Consider the following 18,913-nt stretch of genomic DNA (forward strand, 5'->3'; position numbering starts at 1 on the left):
AATGACTACACCACAAGCCAAGCAAGTCAACCTTAGACGTACTTTCGCTATCATTTCGCATCCTGATGCGGGTAAAACGACTATAACTGAAAAAGTACTTTTATTTGGTCAAGCCCTACAAAAAGCCGGTACGGTAAAAGGCAAGAAATCAGGTCAACATGCAAAATCTGATTGGATGGAAATGGAAAAAGATCGTGGTATTTCAATTACTACTTCAGTAATGCAATTTCCTTACAATAATTGTTTAGTTAACTTGCTTGATACGCCAGGTCATGAAGATTTTTCTGAAGATACTTACCGTACTTTAACAGCGGTTGATTCATGTTTGATGGTTATTGATGTAGCTAAAGGTGTTGAAGCACGTACCATTAAATTAATGGAAGTTACTCGTTTACGCGATACACCTATTATTACTTTCATGAACAAAATGGATCGCGATGTACGTGATCCAATGGAAGTGATGGATGAAGTGGAAGATGTACTAAAAATTAAATGTGCTCCTATCACCTGGCCAATAGGTATGGGTAAAGAGTTTAAAGGTGTTTATAACTTAATCACTAACGAAACTTTTTTATATCAGTCTGGCTTAGGTCATATGATTCAAGATGTTCGCATTATTAAAGGTTTAGACAACCCAGAGCTTGATGCAGCTGTTGGTAGTTATGCAGAAGATTTACGAGATGAGTTAGAACTTGTGCAAGGTGCATCACACGAGTTTAATTTAGAAGAATTTTTAAAAGGTGAATTAACACCGGTATTTTTTGGTACAGCTTTAGGTAACTTTGGCGTTGACCATATGCTTGAAGGCTTAACAAAATGGGCACCTAAGCCACTTCCTCGTGAAACAAATGTTCGTACTGTTCATGCGGAAGAAGAAAAATTTTCTGGCTTTGTATTTAAAATTCAAGCCAATATGGACCCTAAACATCGTGACCGTATTGCTTTCATGCGTATTTGTTCAGGCAAATATGAAAAAGGCATGAAAATGAAACAAGTTCGCTTAGGTAAAGATGTTAAAATTGCTGACGCGGTAACCTTTATGGCAGGCGATCGTTCAAATGTTGAAGAGGCTTACGCCGGCGATATTATTGGGCTACATAACCACGGTAGCATTCAAATTGGCGATAGTTTTACTGCTGGTGAAGATATGAAGTTTAGTGGTATTCCTAACTTTGCACCTGAAATGTTCCGTCGTATTCGTTTACGTGATCCGCTTAAAGCCAAACAATTACAAAAAGGCTTAATTCAGTTATCTGAAGAAGGTGCCGTTCAAGTATTTAGACCATTTATTAACAACGACATGATTGTTGGCGCTGTTGGTGTTCTTCAGTTTGAAGTGGTTGTGCAACGCTTAAGAACTGAATATAAGGTTGATGCGATTTATGAACCAATTAGCGTAGCAACAGCACGTTGGTGTACTTGTGATGATGAACGTACTCTAGAGCAGTTTAAGAAGAAAGCGGGGGATAACTTAGCATTAGATGGAGGTGATAACTTAACGTATATTGCACCAACGATGGTTAATTTGTCTCTAGCGCAAGAGCGTCATCCAGAAATAGCGTTCCATTCAACCCGTGAACACTAATTTTGCTTCCTAAATAAATTTTTTGCGGTATTGTCGGCGTAATTTTATCTAGTCACATAGGAGCCTATGCTCCCTGATAAAATTGCTTAACGGCTTTACTAAAATCCAATTTAGTTTGCAAAATACGTGAACTACTATTGGCAAACGAATAAAATAAACGAAAAGATTAAACAATATGAATATTAAACAAATACTTGCCGAAAAAGTTAGTGCCGCTATGGTTGCTGCTGGTTTACCTGAAGACACTAACCCCGCTATTAGTTTGTCAAACCGTCCACAATTTGGTGACTATCAAGCCAATGGTGTGATGGGTGCAGCGAAAAAACTTAAAACTAATCCACGTGAATTAGCGACTAACGTTGTTGAGCAATTAGATTTATCTGGTATCGCAAGCAAAGTTGAGCTGGCAGGCCCAGGCTTTATTAATATTCATTTAGATGAAGCTTGGTTAACAGCTCAACTAAACCAAGTCGCTAAAGATGACTTTACCGGCGTGACACAACGTGGTGTTAACGCTAATGATGACGCGAAAACAGTGGTTGTTGATTACTCCGCACCTAACCTAGCTAAAGAAATGCATGTTGGTCATTTACGTTCAACTATTATTGGTGACGCAGTTGTACGTGCTTTAGAATTTCGTGGTGACAAGGTTATTCGCCAAAACCACATGGGTGATTGGGGCACGCAATTTGGCATGTTAATCGCTCATTTAAGCGATAAACTGGCAGGTAATGAAGTTGCTGAAACAGCACTTGCTGATTTAGAAAATTTTTATCGCGAAGCAAAAATTCGCTTTGACAACGAGGAAGGCTTTGCCGATAGAGCTCGTGCTGACGTAGTTAAATTACAAAGTGGTGATGAAGCCTGTGCTAAATTATGGCAACAGTTTATTGATATTTCTATTACCCACAGTGAAGAGATTTACGAAAAGCTTAATGTCTCATTAAAACGTTCTGACATTATGGGTGAAAGTGCTTATAACGATGACTTATCTACCGTTATCGATGAGTTAATAGCAAAAAATATCGCGGTTGAAGATCAAGGCGCTAAAGTTGTTTTCATTGATGAAATGGCAAATAAAGACGGTGAGCCATCAGTATTTATAGTACAGAAATCTGGTGGTGGCTTCTTGTATGCAACTACCGATTTATCAGCCTGTCGTTACCGTAGCGGTAAGTTAGCTGCTGATCGTATCATCATATTTACGGATGCTCGCCAAGCACTGCATTTTAAACAAGTTGAAATTGTTGCTCGTAAAGCTGGCTTCTTACCTGAAAATGTCGGCTATCAGCATTGTCCGTTTGGTATGATGATGGGGGATGATGGAAAACCATTTAAAACACGTACCGGTGGCACAATTAAGCTAGCTGAATTACTTGATGAAGCGGTTATTCGTGCAAGCGCTTTAATTAAAGAGAAAAACCCTGAAATTAGCGACGATGATTTAGCGCTAATCTCTAAGAAAGTAGGTATAGGCGCTGTTAAATTTGCTGACTTATCTAAAAACCGTACCAGTGATTACATCTTCAACTGGAAAACTATGTTGAGCTTTGAAGGTGCAACAGCACCTTATTTACAATATGCTTACTCACGAATTCAAAGTATTTTTTCTAAAGCGGGTATTAAGCCTAGTACATTAAAAAATGATGTAACGATTAATATTATTGAGCCACAAGAAAAGGCGCTTGCCTTAAAGATATTACAACTTGAAGACACGATTGATGCAGTAATTAGTGAATGTACACCGAACTTATTATGTAATTACCTTTACGAATTAGCTAGCCTGTATATGACTTTTTATGAAGCCTGCCCTATTCTTAAAGAAGACATTAGTGATGACGTAAAAACATCACGTTTAGCATTATGCCAAGTAGTTTCAGATACATTAAAACAAGGCTTAGACATTCTAGGTATTGAAGTAATGGACCGTATGTAAAAGTCAATTTTTACAAGTAAAGCCTATCTTACAAGTAAAAACCATGAGATTCCGTTGTTCACCGAATACGGAGTCTCATGAATTGACTATGCCAGTTAACTATTTAGCATTAGCTAAGCAAAATCTAACTGCAGATCAGTACAGCCTTTTTTACAACGAATACCAGGAATAATACTACTGTCAGTAGTGAGTTTTTCCTGCTTACTCTTATCTGACTTAGCTTGCTTTGGAGTAGAAAGTAGCAGTGGTTGCTGACATTCAGGGCAAATAACAGTTTGTCCTGCCATAACTTTTTTCATCATTTGTTTTTGTTTGGCAAATGAGTCTTTACTCGCTTTTTGTAATGCTGCAAACTTTTCAATATCTATCATTATTCTTTCTTCTTTTATATGAAAAGCTAAACACAGTAAAAGCCATCAAACTTGCCGTTTAAAGGCGCACAACTCGCTTCTAATAACTCTTGATAAGCACTAATATTCTCATGACTTAACGGCATTTCTGGGTAAGCTGTTATTTCCCAAGGATAGGCTTCATCATCTTCAAAAGGTGTAAAAGATAACTTTTGATTATTCTCAAGTAATAATTGACCAAATTGTAACGCTAACGTCTGCGATGGAAATAATACTGAGAATTCGACTTCTCTTGGAACTTCTAGATCACCACCACTTTGCTCAAGCTCCCACAGGAAATTACCAATATTGTCTTGGGGGAAAAGGCTTAAATCACGACTCATATTACACTCTTTAACATCTATATAAACGTCTATCTTACCTGATAACGTTTAGCGCGTAAAAGTGTTAAACTAAGCTTTATATCTTTTCCACCTTTTTAACATCTATGACTCTTATCTTCGAACACCATATAACATTTGACCCAACACTTAATGATATAAGTAATACCGCTTTAGCTGTACTCTGCGCCAGCTTGAAAGAAACAGAGTATGCCCTTAGCACAAGTCAAATTAAGCAAGCGATCAGTAAAGGTGCTTTATGGCTAACGCGCGGTAAACACACGCAACGGTTAAGACGTGTAAAAAAAGCGCTATTACCTACAGATAAGTTACACTTCTACTATAATGAAGCCGTACTTGCCAGTGAGGTAACTGATGCAAGGCTAATTAGTGATGAGGGTAAATATAGCGTGTGGTACAAACCTTTTGGCATGTTGTCGCAAGGCTCTAAGTGGAGTGACCATTGTACTATTGCGAGGTTTGCTCAACAACATTTAACACCTGAACGACCTGTTTTCATTGTTCATCGTTTAGATAAAGCCGCCACGGGATTAATACTCATTGCACACAGTAAAAAAGCGGCAAGAGCATTAACTAATATGTTTGAAAGTCGTTCTACTACCGGTAATTTACTCGCCAAAAATTACCAAATTATTGTACACGGCAACCATAGCACTAACCCGCAGCCACAAATTATATCTAGCGAAGTAGACGAGAAAGCCGCTCGCAGCATTTTTACTTGCTTAGCTTATGATAGAACTCATGATCAGTCGCTTATTAGTGTCAAAATAGATACAGGGAGAAAACATCAAATACGTATTCATGCCGCCAGTATTGGCTTTCCTGTTGTAGGTGATAGATTACATGGTATTGCGAATAGTGATTCAACAAAGAACTTGCAACTATGTGCGGTAAGTTTATCTTTTATTTGTCCATTTTCTACTGAACAAGGGCAACCAATTCAAAAGAAATTTGAGATTCCTGATGCGCTTAAACTGAGTTTTGTTTAAGGTAGCATCCTGAGCTATTCAACCACACGGATGGGATTCCGTATCAAGACACCTACGGAATAACGGCGATTTGTCGCCATTCCGAACTTGATTCAGAATCTCTCATTTTATTCAACCACACCCTTGGAATTCCTCATTAAGATACCTACGGAGTGAAAGAAATGGTGACACACGCAATGAGAAAATAGCCACCAAAGGAATGATACCGGTAGTGACCTACGAGATGGCTGAATTCAATTGCTTATCGTGATACTTAGCAAGGAAAACTATCGCACAAATGGCACCTACTAATGCTATAGCCATATCTGATTGTGTATCCCAAATATAACCTTGCGTACCTAAGAATGCTTCAGCATTTTCTCCGCTTAAAATAGCAACCCACCACTCGATTAACTCATAAAAGGCACTAAATGCTAAGCAGATAGAGATTATAAAAGTATTAAGCCACGTTTTACCATTCACCACCTGTTTCCGGATTAATATCTCACGGGCAAGAATTGCTGGTACAAATCCCTGTGCAAAGTGCCCTACTTTGTCATAGTTATTACGATCTAAATTAAAAATATCTTTAATCGTGTCAAATAATGGCACTTCTGCATAAGTATAGTGACCACCAATCATCAAAATAACACAATGCAGTAATATTAAAACATAAAGTAAAGGTGTTAACCGAAAAGAGTAGTAGGTGAATAATAATATTACCGCACCTATCACCGCTGGTAGCACTTCAAGAAACCAAGTAAGGTAATCTTTAGGGGCAATAGCTGACCACAGCAGTGTTGCTAGGTATATAAAAGCCCATAAGTATTTATTCATTGTCTGCCATTCTTTTTCACTACTCACTTTTCGCTTTGTAATTTTAAGTTTTTAGTCTTTTGATGTTAATGTTGACAAAACTAAATACAATATTTAAAAGCATCATCATCAAGTAATGATAAAGATTCACCGACAAGGTCACTCGTATTAAGTGCCGCTAATAAATCTAACCCTTCTTGTCTTTGCTCTTTTGTTAAGGCTTTATAAGGTAAACGAAAATTAGTTGATACCGCACCAGTCATCATTAATGCAGTATTAATGGCAATAGGGTTAGGTTCACAGAAAAGCCATTTTATTAAGCTTTGTAAACGACTATTCAATTCAGTACTTTCTTTATCCATCAACTGGCGCATTAAGCCAGGAATAATATTAGACGCAACAGAAATTGTACCGTGTGAGCCATGTTGATGTCGTGCAGTATGACACTCATCATCATTGCCAGACCAACAAGCAATACCTTGTTTTTCGTAATGAGCAATACGTTCGTTGCCACCACATTCTTTCACACCAATAAAGTTTTTATGTTTTGCTAATACTTCAATCATATCAGGCGTTATATCTTGACCTGTGCGCCCTGCTACATTATAAATAAATGTAGGACCAATATCTAAGGTATGAGTAAAATGCTCAAGCACACCCGCAATGGATGTGCGACCATAATAAGGGTTTATTTGTAATGTAGCGTCCATACCTGCAGCAAAACCATGTTTTGTTGCTTTAATAGCTTCACTTGTATTATTACTGCCCGTATTACCAATAATTAATAGTTTATCACCAAATTCATGGACACTGTGGGCAATTAATATTAAGTGCTCTTCCCAACTAAGTAAATGTCCTTCACCTGTTGTACCGCCAACTACAATACCGTCTACACCTGCCTCTATTTGTTTTTTAACAAGGGTGTCATAAGTATTTAAATCAATTTCACCTTCGCTTGTATAAGGTGTTTTTATTGCAGTAATTAAACTGGCTGCTTTGAACTTATTCATTATTTTCCTAGCTTTTAAATTGATAGATAAACTAACAATGACCAATATTGTCAGTAACTTTTCGCATTATAAAAGTTTCATTTGTCTCAACATGCTGATATTCGAAAACGTGATGATTTAACTGTAATACCTTATAAGCATGGTAATTATTACCATCATTTAGATCAGCAGCATAAAGGAGTTCATCTACAATTTCATCTTTAGTAATTGTAAAGTGAATATCGCCTACTAAGCCCCAATCACCTAATTCTGTTACTTGCTCAACAATTTTTTCTGCTGCACCAACTGTGACTTGCAAGGTTATAAAGGTAAATTCAAAACTGCCATCAGCATTTATTTGAGCATACTCTATAATTTTTTTATTAGGCGTTTGAGTATCTTCACGAAACCAACGCCCACATAATAACTCTCTTTCATATTTCACTATAAGTTGCTCACTGAAAAGAAAAGCAAAAACCACTTTCTTATTATACGAATTAGAAATTAATATATATACCTAAATTAAGCATTATCCAAACAAAATAATTTTTACCTTCCTTCATCTTACTTAACACTAAATGTATTAATGTTTTAAAAATTACATACCTTCGAATGAATTTTATAAAGATTTAGATGTAACTCGTTTTAAAAAGGTTTAGATTATATAAAATTTTTTTTATTGAAATGAGATTAAAGCCGATGACGAAACCAAATGTGCAATTGTTATTAACGGGGAATGAATTAATGGCTGGTGATATTGTTGACAGCAATTCAGCTATGATCGCACAGCAATTAAAAGAGCTAGGATTAGAAATAACAAGAAAAGTGACCATAGCTGACGATTTAGCATTATTGATCAATGAAATAAATTTACTGGCAGAGCAAAGTGATATTTTAATTATTAATGGCGGCTTAGGTCCAACAATAGATGACTTAACAGCATTAGCATTAGCCAAAGCAACAGATGTTGAACTAGCCGAACATCCACAAGCATTAGACCACTTAACTCATTGGTGTAAACGAAGAGGTGCAACGTTAAATGCACCTAACTTAAAGCAAACGATACTTCCTAAAGACTGCGGTATTATTCCTAATAAAAACGGTAGTGCAGTTGGTTTCAAAGTAAATCATTTACATTGTGATATTTACTGTACTCCAGGCGTTCCTAATGAGTTAAAGACCATGTTAGTAGAAGAAATAGCACCAGATATCGCTAAAGGACTACCGAATGATCTCATTTCAGATGTTACTCGTTTGCAAGTATTTGGTTTAGGTGAATCTGTTTTACAAAAAATGGTAGATGAGCAACTACCCGATTGGCCTGATAATATTGATTTAGGTTTTCGAGCTGGCATGCCATTATTAGAGATAAAATTAACTACCACTAATCAAGAGGCTCATCAACAAAAACACTTATGGGAAGCAAAACTAATAAAGGTTTTAGGTGATCACCTAATTGCACGTATTGATACGAAACCTTTATCTATGGCAGACCATGTACTGTCAAAAATAGCCGATGAAAATTTAAAAATAACTACAGCAGAGTCATGCACTGGCGGATTAATTGCTAGCATGATAACGCAAGTACCTGGCTCTTCTGCACTGTTTGAAGCTGGCTTTGTCACTTATAGTAATAGTATGAAAAGCAAGTTATTAGGTGTACCTGAGCAGTTATTAGTTGAACATGGCGCTGTTAGCGAAGAAGTTGTTATTGCGATGGCACAAGGTGCTTTAGAAAGATCATCAGCTGATTTAGCGATAGCGGTATCCGGTATTGCTGGACCTGAAGGAGGTAGTGAAGAAAAACCAGTTGGTACTGTATGTATAGCTTGGGGAAATAAAAATAATTTAAAATCTATTTGTTTATTAATGCCTTTATCAAGGCATTATTTCCAAAAGTATGTTGCGGCTATTGGCTTAGATTTAATTAGAAGAGAGTTGATTAAGAGCCAGGAAACGCCATTATATATTACCGAACGTAAAAGAAAATAAAATATTATACGCCTGTTTTTTATGCACCCATAACCAATGTAAAGACAAAAATTTATATATTTACATTTATATATTTAGATAAACAAACAGTTACGTTATTATGCTAACTGTTTAAACAATTAATTAAAAATAGCTAATTAAGCAATAGCTAGCTGAGCAATAATGCTGTTTTATATGTAGGAGTCAATTTTGGCTGAAAAAAACTTTATTACCAGTGGTCGAAACACCATAATTCACAAAATAAAAAAGTTTGATCTATTAATTATTAATGGGGATCATCCCATTGTAATAGTTAGTCATAGAGGTATTGGAATTTATAAAGGATTGATTCCAGAAAAACGCTCTATAGCCAAAAAAGCTTATCAAGAGATTGTTCATGTTGAATCAAGCGAAATATTTAGTGAAGTAAAAACGCTATTATTTATACAGGCTCTGGATGGACGAGAGTATAAGGTCGATTATAGCAAAACGAACACAAATAGTTTTATTAAAATTCATCAAGATAATTATATATAGTCTTTCCATATAGCGTTTAATAATATGAATTAGAAAACTAATTTAGCTAAACCATTTAAGTCATTAGGTTAGGTTGATTTATTAATAATAATATCGGAGTATTTCTTATGACCCAATTCAGTTTAATTGCTAATGACAAAAATAATGTTGATTTAATAATAAAGCCAATTAAAGACGGCGATCAGATTACAGAAACCACAATTCTAGAGCTAATTGAGCAGTCTGAATACAGCCGATTACATATCAACATTGCAAATATTAAAAATGCGATTGCTGAATTAAATGATGTGCTAAAACCATTACAAAGTGGTAAGTTTGGTCGAGAAATAACCTACCAAGTGTTAGAGCGAATTGATGCAACCATCTCAGTATCGATCGACAGTGATCAAATGGCTGCCAGTGCTGAAATAACAGCAGCACAAGGTGGTAAAAATTTATCTGCAAAAGCTATTCTAGAAGCAGCTCAAGCAAGTGGTGTAAACAAAGGGTATAGTAAAGAACAACTTGTTAAGCTTGCTCAATTAGCCGCAAAAGAAAAGCCATTAAGCTTAGTGAGTTTACAAATAGCAACAGGTAAACAAGCAATAAAAGGTAAAGACGCTGTAATAAAGCCACTTGTTGAAAGTGCCCAATCTCGTATTTTACGCCCCAAACAAAGAAATGATGGTAGCGTTGATATGCGAGACCTAGGTGACATCATTTGTGTCAAAGTTGGTGAGCCTCTCGCAGAAAAAATCCCTCATACTCTTGGAGAAAATGGCTACACAGTAACCGCAGCTCCCTTAATTGCAGAACCAGGAAATGATATAACTCTAGTCGCAGGTGATGGTACAGAAATAAGTTCAACCAACAAAAATATACTTGTTTCCCAAAGGGTAGGATTACCCAAAATGATCCCAAATGGCATGGAAGTAGATGAAGTCTACAGGGTTAAAAATGTTACTGTAGGGTCTGGTAATATTAACTTTACCGGTGGTGTGATTATTGAAGGTGATGTCAACGAAGGTATGAAAGTAATTGCTAGTGGTGATATTACCGTAGGTGGTTGTGTCGAGTCTGCTATGATTGAGTCAGGTGGTGATGTTACCATCTCTGGCGGTATTATTGGTCATAAGCACGATGTTGAAGCCACTAAGATTACCGATGTAAAAATGAGCGTTAGTGTAAACTCAAAAGGTAACTTATATGCAAAGTATTGCCAATACGCACAGATTAGTTGTAGTAAAGATATCCGCATTGAAAAGCAATTACTCCATAGTTTAATTAATGTTAATGGTAATTTAAAAGTTGGCTCAGAAGACCATGCTAACGGCGTACTCATTGGTGGTTATATTAAAGCAGGTAAAAATGTTAGCGCTGGTTCTATAGGGGCTACAGCTGGAAATAATACAATTATAAGCTTCGAAAATATTATTAATAAACTCAATGACAAAATGCAAGATATCGAATCACGACTACAGTTTGAAAATGACAAAACAACCGAACTAAAAACAGCCAGCGACAAACTAAAACAACTCCCTAAAAGTCCAGCTAACACGGAGATGTTATCTAAAGTTATTTCAACATACCAATTCCATGCTAAACGTATGGGTGAAATTCTATTTGAAAAAGAAGAACATGAGAATATCGTACAAGCCTATATGGAAAGTGTTTCTATTGAAGCGACAGATAAGTTATATCATGGTGTGCAATTTATTTTAGGTGATATTAACGATAGAACTCGAAAAGAATATGGTCCAAGTAAAATGAATTACAAAGATCGAAAAATTCACATAGATCCCATTGTTAATACGTAAAAATATTATGACAAAACTATATATTTTATTAATATGCACCAGCTTATTTAGTTTTAATACCGCTGCTAAGCAGTGTAGTGTAAATTTTAATTATGGCGTAATCATTGACCCTAATCATATTCGGATCATTGACCGTAGCAGAACGATTGTACAAATTAATGATGAAAAACAACTTTTTGTTGAAGGGCGAGAAATAGCACTAACGAATGAACAAGTAGCGTTAATTCAAAAGTTTTCTCTCGGAATACGCGCTCAAGTACCAGAAATAGTTTCTATTGCGATAGAAGGTGTTGATATTGGTTTAAAAGCTGTAAATAAAGCGATTGCTAGCTTAACAGGTGAAAATAGCGCTTCTCAACAAAAAATCCAAGCAAGATTTGATGAACTAAAATGGAGAGTTCGTACTCGCTTTAATCAAAGTGCTAATAACTACTATATAGCACCACAAGATTTTGCCGACTTTGATGACATCTTTACTGGCGAATTTGAACAAGAAATTGAAGAAATAATTTCTGATTCAATCGGTACAATATTATTAGCTGTAGGTGAAGCTATGATAAGTGATAATTCTGACGATAATGGTAGTGAACAGCGTCTTTCTACATTCGACAATAGAATGGATACCATGGGAAAAGATTTAGAATTAGAAATAAGTGCTGGTGCAACTGCTTTAAAGAACAAAGCTGAACAATTTTGTTTTAAATTAACTGAATTAGCTGAAATTGAGAAAAAAATTCATCACTCAATCCACCCCCTTAAAAACTTCAATTTAATAGAAATAAATTAGCATTAAGCTAAAAACAAAAAGTTGCGAACTTTGTCGCAACTTTTTGTTATCCATCTTACATAATACTACATATTAGGATAATTTGGACCACCGGTTCCTTCAGGTGTTACCCAAGTAATATTTTGGCTTGGATCTTTGATATCACAAGTTTTACAGTGAATACAGTTTTGAGCATTAATAACAAACTTATCACCCTCCTCTGTTTTTTCCACCTCATAAACACCTGCAGGACAGTAACGCTGTGCAGGTTCATTAAACTTAGCCAAATTAACTGCGATTGGAATATTATTATCAGCAAGCTTTAAGTGACAAGGTTGCTCTTCTTCATGATTGGTATTTGATAAAAATACCGATGAAAGTTTATCAAAGCTTAATTTGTTATCTGGTTTAGGATAATTAATAACAACTACTTGTGAAGCTAATTTAAGTTGATCGTAATCTAGACTGTCATCTTTAAAGTTAAATGGTAGCTTACCGCCAAAAATGTTTTGATCTATTGTGTTATACACGCCACCAAGCATTGTACCAAACTTATGCATTGCAGGGCCGAAATTACGCGTATTATATAATTCCTCATATAACCAAGAATCTTTAAACTTATCAGTATATAAGGTTATATCTTGCTTACCTTCTTCACTAATACTGTCATTAACAATAAGGGTTTCTATAATTGCTTCTGCGGCTAACATACCCGATTTCATCGCAGTATGATTACCTTTGATTTTAGCAAAATTAATTGTGCCAGCATCACAACCGACTAACAGAGCACCAGGCATAGTCATTTTAGGTAAAGAATTGAACCCGCCTTTCGCCATCGCACGTGCACCATAAGAAACACGTTTACCGCCCTCAAGGTACTGACTAATTTTAGGATGGTGTTTATAACGTTGAAATTCATCAAATGGACTTAAGTGAGGATTGCTATAATTTAAATCAACAATTAATCCAACAAAAACTTGATTGTTCTCCGCATGATACAAATAACCACCACCCGTAGTATCTTTGTCTAATGGCCAACCAGCAGTATGAACAACTAAACCTTCTTGATGTTTTTCAGGATCAATATCCCAAATTTCTTTAAACCCTAAACCATAGTGCTGAGGAGAAACATCAGTATCTAAGCCAAATTTAGCGATTAATTCTTTCCCTAAATGTCCGCGACAGCCTTCAGCAAAAACCGTATATTTTGCACGAAGCTCCATCCCAGGCATAAAAGAATCTTTTTCATTCCCTTGAGCATCTAAGCCCATATCACCTGTAATAATACCGCCAACACTACCGTCGTCATTATAAATAACACTTTGCGCAGGGAAACCTGGAAATATTTCTACACCTAATTGTTCAGCTTGCTCTGCTAGCCAACGACATACATTTCCCATACTAACAATATAGTTTCCATCATTATGCATTGTTTTAGGGACTGAAAACCCGGGTAGCTTAATACCATTACTGTCACTATTTAATAAATAAATATCATCGCCAGTCACTTTAGTTGTTAAAGGAGCACCTTTATCTTGCCAATCAGGAAATAGTTCATTTAAAGCTTTTGGTTCAAACACTGCACCTGAAAGAATATGTGCGCCAACTTCAGAGCCTTTCTCCACTACACACACCATTAGTTCTTGTTGCTTCTCTTGTGCTAATTGCATTAAACGACATGCAGTAGACAAGCCAGCTGGGCCTGCGCCAACAATTACTACGTCAAAATCCATCGATTCACGTTCCATGGTATCTCCCAATATTATTTTATTTATAAAAATTCAAACAGTTGTTTGATATTAAAACAGGTGTTTGATATTATCTTATTAACAGTTGCCAAGCAAGGCGGTATTTTCTTAGAAAAACCTTTACTGTAGTTAAATTAGCCTTTTCTACTATACTACAAATTGGTTAGCTGTTTAAAAAACTATAATCACTTCAGAGGTTAAAGATAGTGTATCCTACTTTGAAAGTTTTAACTAAGATTACGTTGACGTTTACGTCAAGCAATAGTAATCTTTTTACAAATGACAATTACGATATAACTTAGTCTTTTACTAAATTAATTTTCATGCAGAATTAATTACTATACTGAATAAAAAAAACCAGAGGCAACGATGAAAATATTAGTTCCAATAAAACGTGTAATTGATTATAACGTCAAGGTTCGTGTAAAACCTGATAACTCCAATGTTGATCTTGCTAATGTAAAAATGGCAATCAACCCATTTTGTGAAATAGCAGTAGAAGAAGCTGTTCGTTTAAAAGAAGCTGGTGTTGCAACAGAAGTTATAGCCGTTTCTGTTGGCAATAAATCTTGTCAAGAACAATTGCGTACCGCATTAGCGTTAGGCGCAGATCGTGCTATTCAAATTGAAACAGATGAAAATTTAGACTCATTAAATATCGCTAAACTTTTACAAAAAATTGTTGAAGAAGAGCAACCTCAATTAGTTATTTTAGGTAAACAAGCAATTGATAGTGATAACAATCAAACTGGTCAAATGTTAGCGGCTCTTACTGGTATGCCACAAGGTACTTTTGCTTCTGAAGTGAAAATTGATGGCGATAAAGTAAATGTTACTCGTGAAATTGACGGTGGTTTACAAACACTAGCACTGAACATGCCCGCTATCGTAACAACTGATTTACGTTTAAATGAGCCTCGTTATGCATCATTACCTAATATTATGAAAGCAAAACGTAAACCATTAGACGTTAAAAACGCCGCTGATTTTGGCATTGATTTATCGCCACGTACTAAGTTACTAAAAGTAACACCACCAGCAGAGCGTCAAGCAGGTATTGTTGTTGAAACTATTGATGAATTAGTAGAAAAATTAAAAAATGAAGCCAAGGTGATCTCATGAGTATTTTAGTATTTGCAGAACACGATAACAGCACATTAAAGGCTGAAACCTTAAAAACAGTTGCCGCCGCTCAAGCGATTGGTGGCGACATTACATTATTAGTAGCTGGTTATAATTGCCAAAGCGTTGTTGATGCTGCGGCTAAAGTTAATGGGGTTAGTAAAGTTTTAGCTGCCGATAATGTAGCTTATGAGCACCAATTGGCAGAAAATGTTAGCTTGTTAGTTACAGAGTTAGCCGCAGACTATGAACACATTATTGCTACTGCATTAACAACAGGCAAAAACTTTATGCCACGAGTAGCGGCATTATTAGATGTAACACAAATTTCAGACATTATTGCAGTAGAAAGTAGTGATACATTTGTTCGACCAATTTATGCAGGCAACGCTATTGCGACAGTACAAAGTTTAGATAGTAAAAAGGTTATCACAGTACGCTCTACAGGCTTCGATGCTGTAGCTACAGACGGTAACGCAGAAGTTGTTGCAATTGATACTGTGACTGACGCAGGTAATTCAAGCCATGTAAGTGATGAGCTAACTAAATCTGAACGTCCAGACTTAGGTGCCGCTAGTATTGTTATATCAGGTGGTCGTGGTATGCAAAATGGCGATAACTTCAAGTTACTTGACGGTATTGCTGATAAGCTTGGTGCAGCAATTGGTGCTTCACGTGCTGCTGTTGACGCCGGTTTTGTACCTAACGACATGCAAGTAGGTCAAACAGGTAAAATTGTTGCTCCTGACTTATATATTGCTGTTGGTATTAGTGGTGCTATTCAACATTTAGCAGGGATGAAAGATTCAAAGATCATTGTAGCGATTAACAAAGATCCTGAAGCTCCTATTTTCCAAGTAGCTGATTACGGTATTGTTGCTGATTTATTTGATGCTTTACCAGAGCTTGAAAGTAAGTTATAAACATTATATTAAATAAAGTAAGTCTGCCTTTAAGATTTAACTTGCTATAATAAAACCACTCTTAGTAGTGGTTTTTTTTCATCTACTTCTTTAATTTAATATTTTAATATAGGCTTGATTAAATAAAAAATCAGTCAATTTACTACTCTTATCAATTTGATATCAACTAACTAGGTATTTATTACAATGAAAGAAAAACTTTCAAGCCTTGCAGACCTTGCTTCAGCTTTTGGGAAAGCACCTGTTAATATAGATAATGATCAATCAGATACAGATGAATCATTAGTATACTCCACCAACACTGGCCGTATAAAAGCTAAAAAACAAAACGTCAATGTAATGCCAAGTGATGGCTTTGCCCATGTTCGTAGAGAAACCAAAGGCAGAAAAGGTAAAGGTGTAATTGTTATTAGTGGCTTAGGATTAAATAACACAGAGTTAAAATCTCTCGCTAGTAAATTAAAAAAGAGCTGTGGTACAGGTGGTAGTGTTGTCGCTGAAACAATTGAAGTTCAGGGCGATAAAAGAGAGTTAATAAAAGAACTTTTAGAAAAAAATGGCTATAAAGTTAAATTTATTGGTGGGTAGTCAGTAAGAGCTTGTGATATCAATCAAGGTATCTTCGAAATTCACACTTCCTATTTGATTAACTTGATTCACATCTAAGCCCGCCCTACTCAACAAATGTATAAAAACACTAACAGTAATTGTATATTTATTAGGAACAAAACGAGCTAGGATATTGCTTAAAATAGATTTACTTTAAAGATTAATTTTTTGATAATAACAGCAATAAAACGAAACCTTACCATAGTAAAGACGGTATTTTTATTTAGCCACGCCTCAAATATTCCTATCTCTATCCTTTTCTATAAAATAATTGGGTATACCTTTACTGATAAATAATTAAAAGGATAAATTATATGTCATATATTCATGAAACAATTTCTGATTTAAAAAACACAAGTCCAGCGCAGTGTGAATTTTACCAAGCAGTTGAAGAGGTACTAGAGTCATTAGCACCTATCTTGGAAAGTAATAAGTTATATCAGCAACAAGCTATTATTCAGCGTTTAGTTGAGCCAGAAAGACAAATAATGTTTCGTGTTCCGTGGGTAGATGATCAAGGTCAGATACAAGTAAATAAAGGCTACCGTATTGAATTCAATTCAGCTTTAGGTCCATATAAAGGTGGTTTAAGATTCCATCCTAGTGTTAATGCAAGCATTATTAAATTTTTAGGATTTGAACAAATTTTTAAAAACGCTTTAACAGGTTTACCGATTGGGGGTGGAAAAGGTGGTTCAAACTTTAACCCTAAAGGAAAATCTGATGACGAAATTATGCGTTTTTGCCAATCATTTATGACCGAGCTATATCGACATATAGGGCCAACTACCGATGTTCCAGCGGGCGATATTGGCGTAGGAGCGCGAGAGATTGGCTATATGTTTGGCCAATATAAGAGATTAACTGGCAGATATGAAGGGGTATTAACTGGGAAAAGTTTATTATGGGGTGGATCACTCGTTCGTAAAGAAGCAACAGGATATGGCGTCGTTTATTTTGCTGAGAATATGCTTTCAATTAAAGATGAATCTTTAAAAAATAAGAAATGTCTAGTTTCAGGCTCTGGTAACGTAGCTATATATGCAATGGAAAAACTTTATCAGTTAGGAGCGACACCTATTACTTGTACCGACTCTACCGGTACTATTTTTCATGAATCTGGTATTGATTTAACGTTAGTGAAACAATTGAAAGAAAAATCAAGAAAAAGTCTAGAAGCTTATTTAACCGAACATAACGATGCTAAATTTATACCAACGTCAGAATATCCTAGTGATGGTCATGCCGTATGGCGTATTAAAGCAGATGCAGCATTCCCTTGTGCGACTCAAAACGAATTAACTCTTGCTGATGCAAAAGCATTAATTGCCAATGGATGCCAGCTTGTCAGCGAAGGGGCAAATATGCCTTCAACACAAGATGCCATAAACACACTCATTGATGCTAAAATTTCTTATGGTCCAGGTAAAGCAGCTAATGCAGGAGGGGTGTCAACAAGCCAATTAGAAATGGCACAAAACGCAAGTATGCAAACCTGGTCATTCGAAGAGGTCGATCAAAAATTACAAATTATTATGAAAAATATTTTTGAAACTGCCCACCAAACAGCAATCGAGTTTGGCCAACCCGGTAATCTGGTATTAGGCTCAAATATAGCTGGTTTTAAACGTGTAGCTGATGCCATGTTAGAGCAAGGTGTTGTTTAGGCTTCTCAACGCTATTTTATAAAGACTGATATTATACAAATTAGATTACATTTAGCATTAACGTAATCTAATTTGTTATGTAACTATTTAAACACTCTATAAAAACTCCTCCTCATTATTCACTCCATCTATACTTAGTAAAACCAAACTAAAAAATGTACAAAAAATACACAAAAAAATTGGCAATTAATAATTTTTGTCCTATGCTTTAAATGTTGGTAACAACACAAGTAGGAATAACTTGTTATGGAGGCTTGAAGGATTAAGCTAGGTGGCATGAAGCTACTGATGGATGAGAAAAACAGGGATTGTTAATCATGGATGATTTCCCCTGTACTCATCTTTTATCCATAACACTCATAAATATTAAAGTCCAAGTAGCCACACTAACTTTAAAAGCCTACTATTTTCAAAAAGCTGAAAAACTTAATAATATCAAACGGATTAATTAATCGACCAGTTTAACCCAATAGAACAAGTATGGAGTTGATTGCGTCAACATCATTTAGCGAACAAGTGTTTTAAGGGATATGATGACATCCTGGGTGCTTGCTCAGATGCATGGAACTCATTCATTAGTGATGCTAAGCGAGTAACGAAAATGTGTAGTAGAAATTGGATTGAAGTGGGAACAATTTAAGATGGAATTGGTATAACACCAAACTCTTGAGCAATGTAATATTGTACATCCTTACCTTGTAGTCGGCCTCCATCAGGTTTGATCGCACA

At 35.8% G+C, this 18,913-nt stretch carries 17 protein-coding genes and 1 pseudogene; 12 read left to right on the plus strand and 6 right to left on the minus strand.

What is annotated here, in order from left to right; translation table 11 throughout:
• Position 1 precedes the first annotated feature (1 nt).
• Both prfC and argS read left to right on the plus strand, forming a co-directional pair.
• The gene (prfC, locus tag Q4503_RS10140; RefSeq protein WP_303602197.1) at positions 2 to 1,585 is read left to right on the plus strand and encodes a peptide chain release factor 3; all 1,584 of its coding nucleotides are present in this window, start codon (positions 2 to 4) and stop codon (positions 1,583 to 1,585) included.
• 175 nt (positions 1,586 to 1,760) lie between these two features.
• Positions 1,761 to 3,521, plus strand: coding sequence for an arginine--tRNA ligase (gene argS / locus Q4503_RS10145; RefSeq protein WP_303602190.1), 1,761 nt, complete (start codon positions 1,761 to 1,763; stop codon positions 3,519 to 3,521).
• Positions 3,522 to 3,634: 113 nt separating this feature from the next.
• On the opposite strand, the gene Q4503_RS10150 is transcribed toward argS, so the two are convergent.
• Together Q4503_RS10150 and Q4503_RS10155 are read right to left on the minus strand one after the other, a co-directional pair.
• Positions 3,635 to 3,892 (minus strand): hypothetical protein, encoded by a 258-nt coding sequence (locus tag Q4503_RS10150; protein ID WP_252727680.1) that lies wholly within the window; start codon positions 3,890 to 3,892, stop codon positions 3,635 to 3,637.
• A 26-nt stretch (positions 3,893 to 3,918) separates the two neighbouring features.
• A complete protein-coding gene (locus tag Q4503_RS10155; protein WP_215974436.1) occupies positions 3,919 to 4,254 on the minus strand; it encodes a ribonuclease E inhibitor RraB in 336 nt (111 codons plus the stop codon).
• Positions 4,255 to 4,358: 104 nt separating this feature from the next.
• Here Q4503_RS10155 and Q4503_RS10160 point away from each other — a divergent pair, with 104 nt between their 5' ends.
• Positions 4,359 to 5,261, plus strand: a complete 903-nt coding sequence (locus Q4503_RS10160; RefSeq protein WP_215974437.1) for an RluA family pseudouridine synthase — start codon at positions 4,359 to 4,361, stop codon at positions 5,259 to 5,261.
• 216 nt (positions 5,262 to 5,477) lie between these two features.
• Here Q4503_RS10160 and Q4503_RS10165 read toward each other — a convergent pair whose 3' ends face one another.
• The 3 genes from Q4503_RS10165 to Q4503_RS10175 all read right to left on the minus strand — a co-directional run bounded on the left by Q4503_RS10165 (position 5,478) and on the right by Q4503_RS10175 (position 7,490).
• The gene (locus tag Q4503_RS10165) at positions 5,478 to 6,077 is read right to left on the minus strand and encodes a DUF2238 domain-containing protein (protein WP_215974466.1); all 600 of its coding nucleotides are present in this window, start codon (positions 6,075 to 6,077) and stop codon (positions 5,478 to 5,480) included.
• Between the two features lie 80 nt (positions 6,078 to 6,157).
• Positions 6,158 to 7,066, minus strand: a complete 909-nt coding sequence (gene dapA, locus Q4503_RS10170) for a 4-hydroxy-tetrahydrodipicolinate synthase (protein ID WP_215974438.1) — start codon at positions 7,064 to 7,066, stop codon at positions 6,158 to 6,160.
• A gap of 31 nt (positions 7,067 to 7,097) precedes the next feature.
• Positions 7,098 to 7,490, minus strand: coding sequence for a hypothetical protein (locus Q4503_RS10175; RefSeq protein WP_252727682.1), 393 nt, complete (start codon positions 7,488 to 7,490; stop codon positions 7,098 to 7,100).
• Positions 7,491 to 7,744: 254 nt separating this feature from the next.
• Here Q4503_RS10175 and Q4503_RS10180 point away from each other — a divergent pair, with 254 nt between their 5' ends.
• From Q4503_RS10180 to Q4503_RS10195, 4 genes are all read left to right on the plus strand, one after another.
• Positions 7,745 to 9,037, plus strand: coding sequence for a CinA family nicotinamide mononucleotide deamidase-related protein (locus Q4503_RS10180; RefSeq protein ID WP_303602191.1), 1,293 nt, complete (start codon positions 7,745 to 7,747; stop codon positions 9,035 to 9,037).
• A gap of 189 nt (positions 9,038 to 9,226) precedes the next feature.
• The gene (locus Q4503_RS10185) at positions 9,227 to 9,553 is read left to right on the plus strand and encodes a hypothetical protein (protein WP_215974440.1); all 327 of its coding nucleotides are present in this window, start codon (positions 9,227 to 9,229) and stop codon (positions 9,551 to 9,553) included.
• A 107-nt stretch (positions 9,554 to 9,660) separates the two neighbouring features.
• Positions 9,661 to 11,349, plus strand: a complete 1,689-nt coding sequence (locus Q4503_RS10190; protein WP_303602192.1) for a DUF342 domain-containing protein — start codon at positions 9,661 to 9,663, stop codon at positions 11,347 to 11,349.
• Positions 11,350 to 11,356: 7 nt separating this feature from the next.
• Positions 11,357 to 12,136: a DUF2884 family protein gene (locus Q4503_RS10195; protein ID WP_303602193.1), complete on the plus strand. Its 780-nt coding sequence runs from the start codon at positions 11,357 to 11,359 to the stop codon at positions 12,134 to 12,136.
• Positions 12,137 to 12,201: 65 nt separating this feature from the next.
• Here the strand turns inward: Q4503_RS10195 and Q4503_RS10200 are convergent, their stop codons facing one another.
• Entirely contained in the window at positions 12,202 to 13,863 is a 1,662-nt protein-coding gene (locus Q4503_RS10200) for an electron transfer flavoprotein-ubiquinone oxidoreductase (RefSeq protein ID WP_215974443.1), read from the minus strand.
• Positions 13,864 to 14,232: 369 nt separating this feature from the next.
• Between Q4503_RS10200 and Q4503_RS10205 the strand changes: the two genes are divergently transcribed.
• From Q4503_RS10205 to Q4503_RS10225, 5 genes and pseudogenes are all read left to right on the plus strand, one after another.
• The gene (locus tag Q4503_RS10205; RefSeq protein WP_215974444.1) at positions 14,233 to 14,985 is read left to right on the plus strand and encodes an electron transfer flavoprotein subunit beta/FixA family protein; all 753 of its coding nucleotides are present in this window, start codon (positions 14,233 to 14,235) and stop codon (positions 14,983 to 14,985) included.
• A complete protein-coding gene (locus Q4503_RS10210; RefSeq protein ID WP_215974445.1) occupies positions 14,982 to 15,908 on the plus strand; it encodes an electron transfer flavoprotein subunit alpha/FixB family protein in 927 nt (308 codons plus the stop codon). Before Q4503_RS10205 ends, Q4503_RS10210 begins: the two co-directional genes overlap by 4 nt.
• Positions 15,909 to 16,157: 249 nt before the next feature.
• A complete protein-coding gene (locus tag Q4503_RS10215; protein ID WP_303602198.1) occupies positions 16,158 to 16,496 on the plus strand; it encodes a stress response translation initiation inhibitor YciH in 339 nt (112 codons plus the stop codon).
• A 335-nt stretch (positions 16,497 to 16,831) separates the two neighbouring features.
• Positions 16,832 to 18,184 (plus strand): NADP-specific glutamate dehydrogenase, encoded by a 1,353-nt coding sequence (gdhA, locus tag Q4503_RS10220; protein ID WP_303602194.1) that lies wholly within the window; start codon positions 16,832 to 16,834, stop codon positions 18,182 to 18,184.
• A gap of 457 nt (positions 18,185 to 18,641) precedes the next feature.
• A pseudogene (locus Q4503_RS10225) lies at positions 18,642 to 18,761 on the plus strand (IS630 family transposase); the annotation flags it as partial.
• Positions 18,762 to 18,913 lie beyond the last annotated feature (152 nt).

The sequence above is a fragment of the Colwellia sp. 6_MG-2023 genome (assembly GCF_030547765.1).
GTDB lineage: Bacteria > Pseudomonadota > Gammaproteobacteria > Enterobacterales > Alteromonadaceae > Colwellia.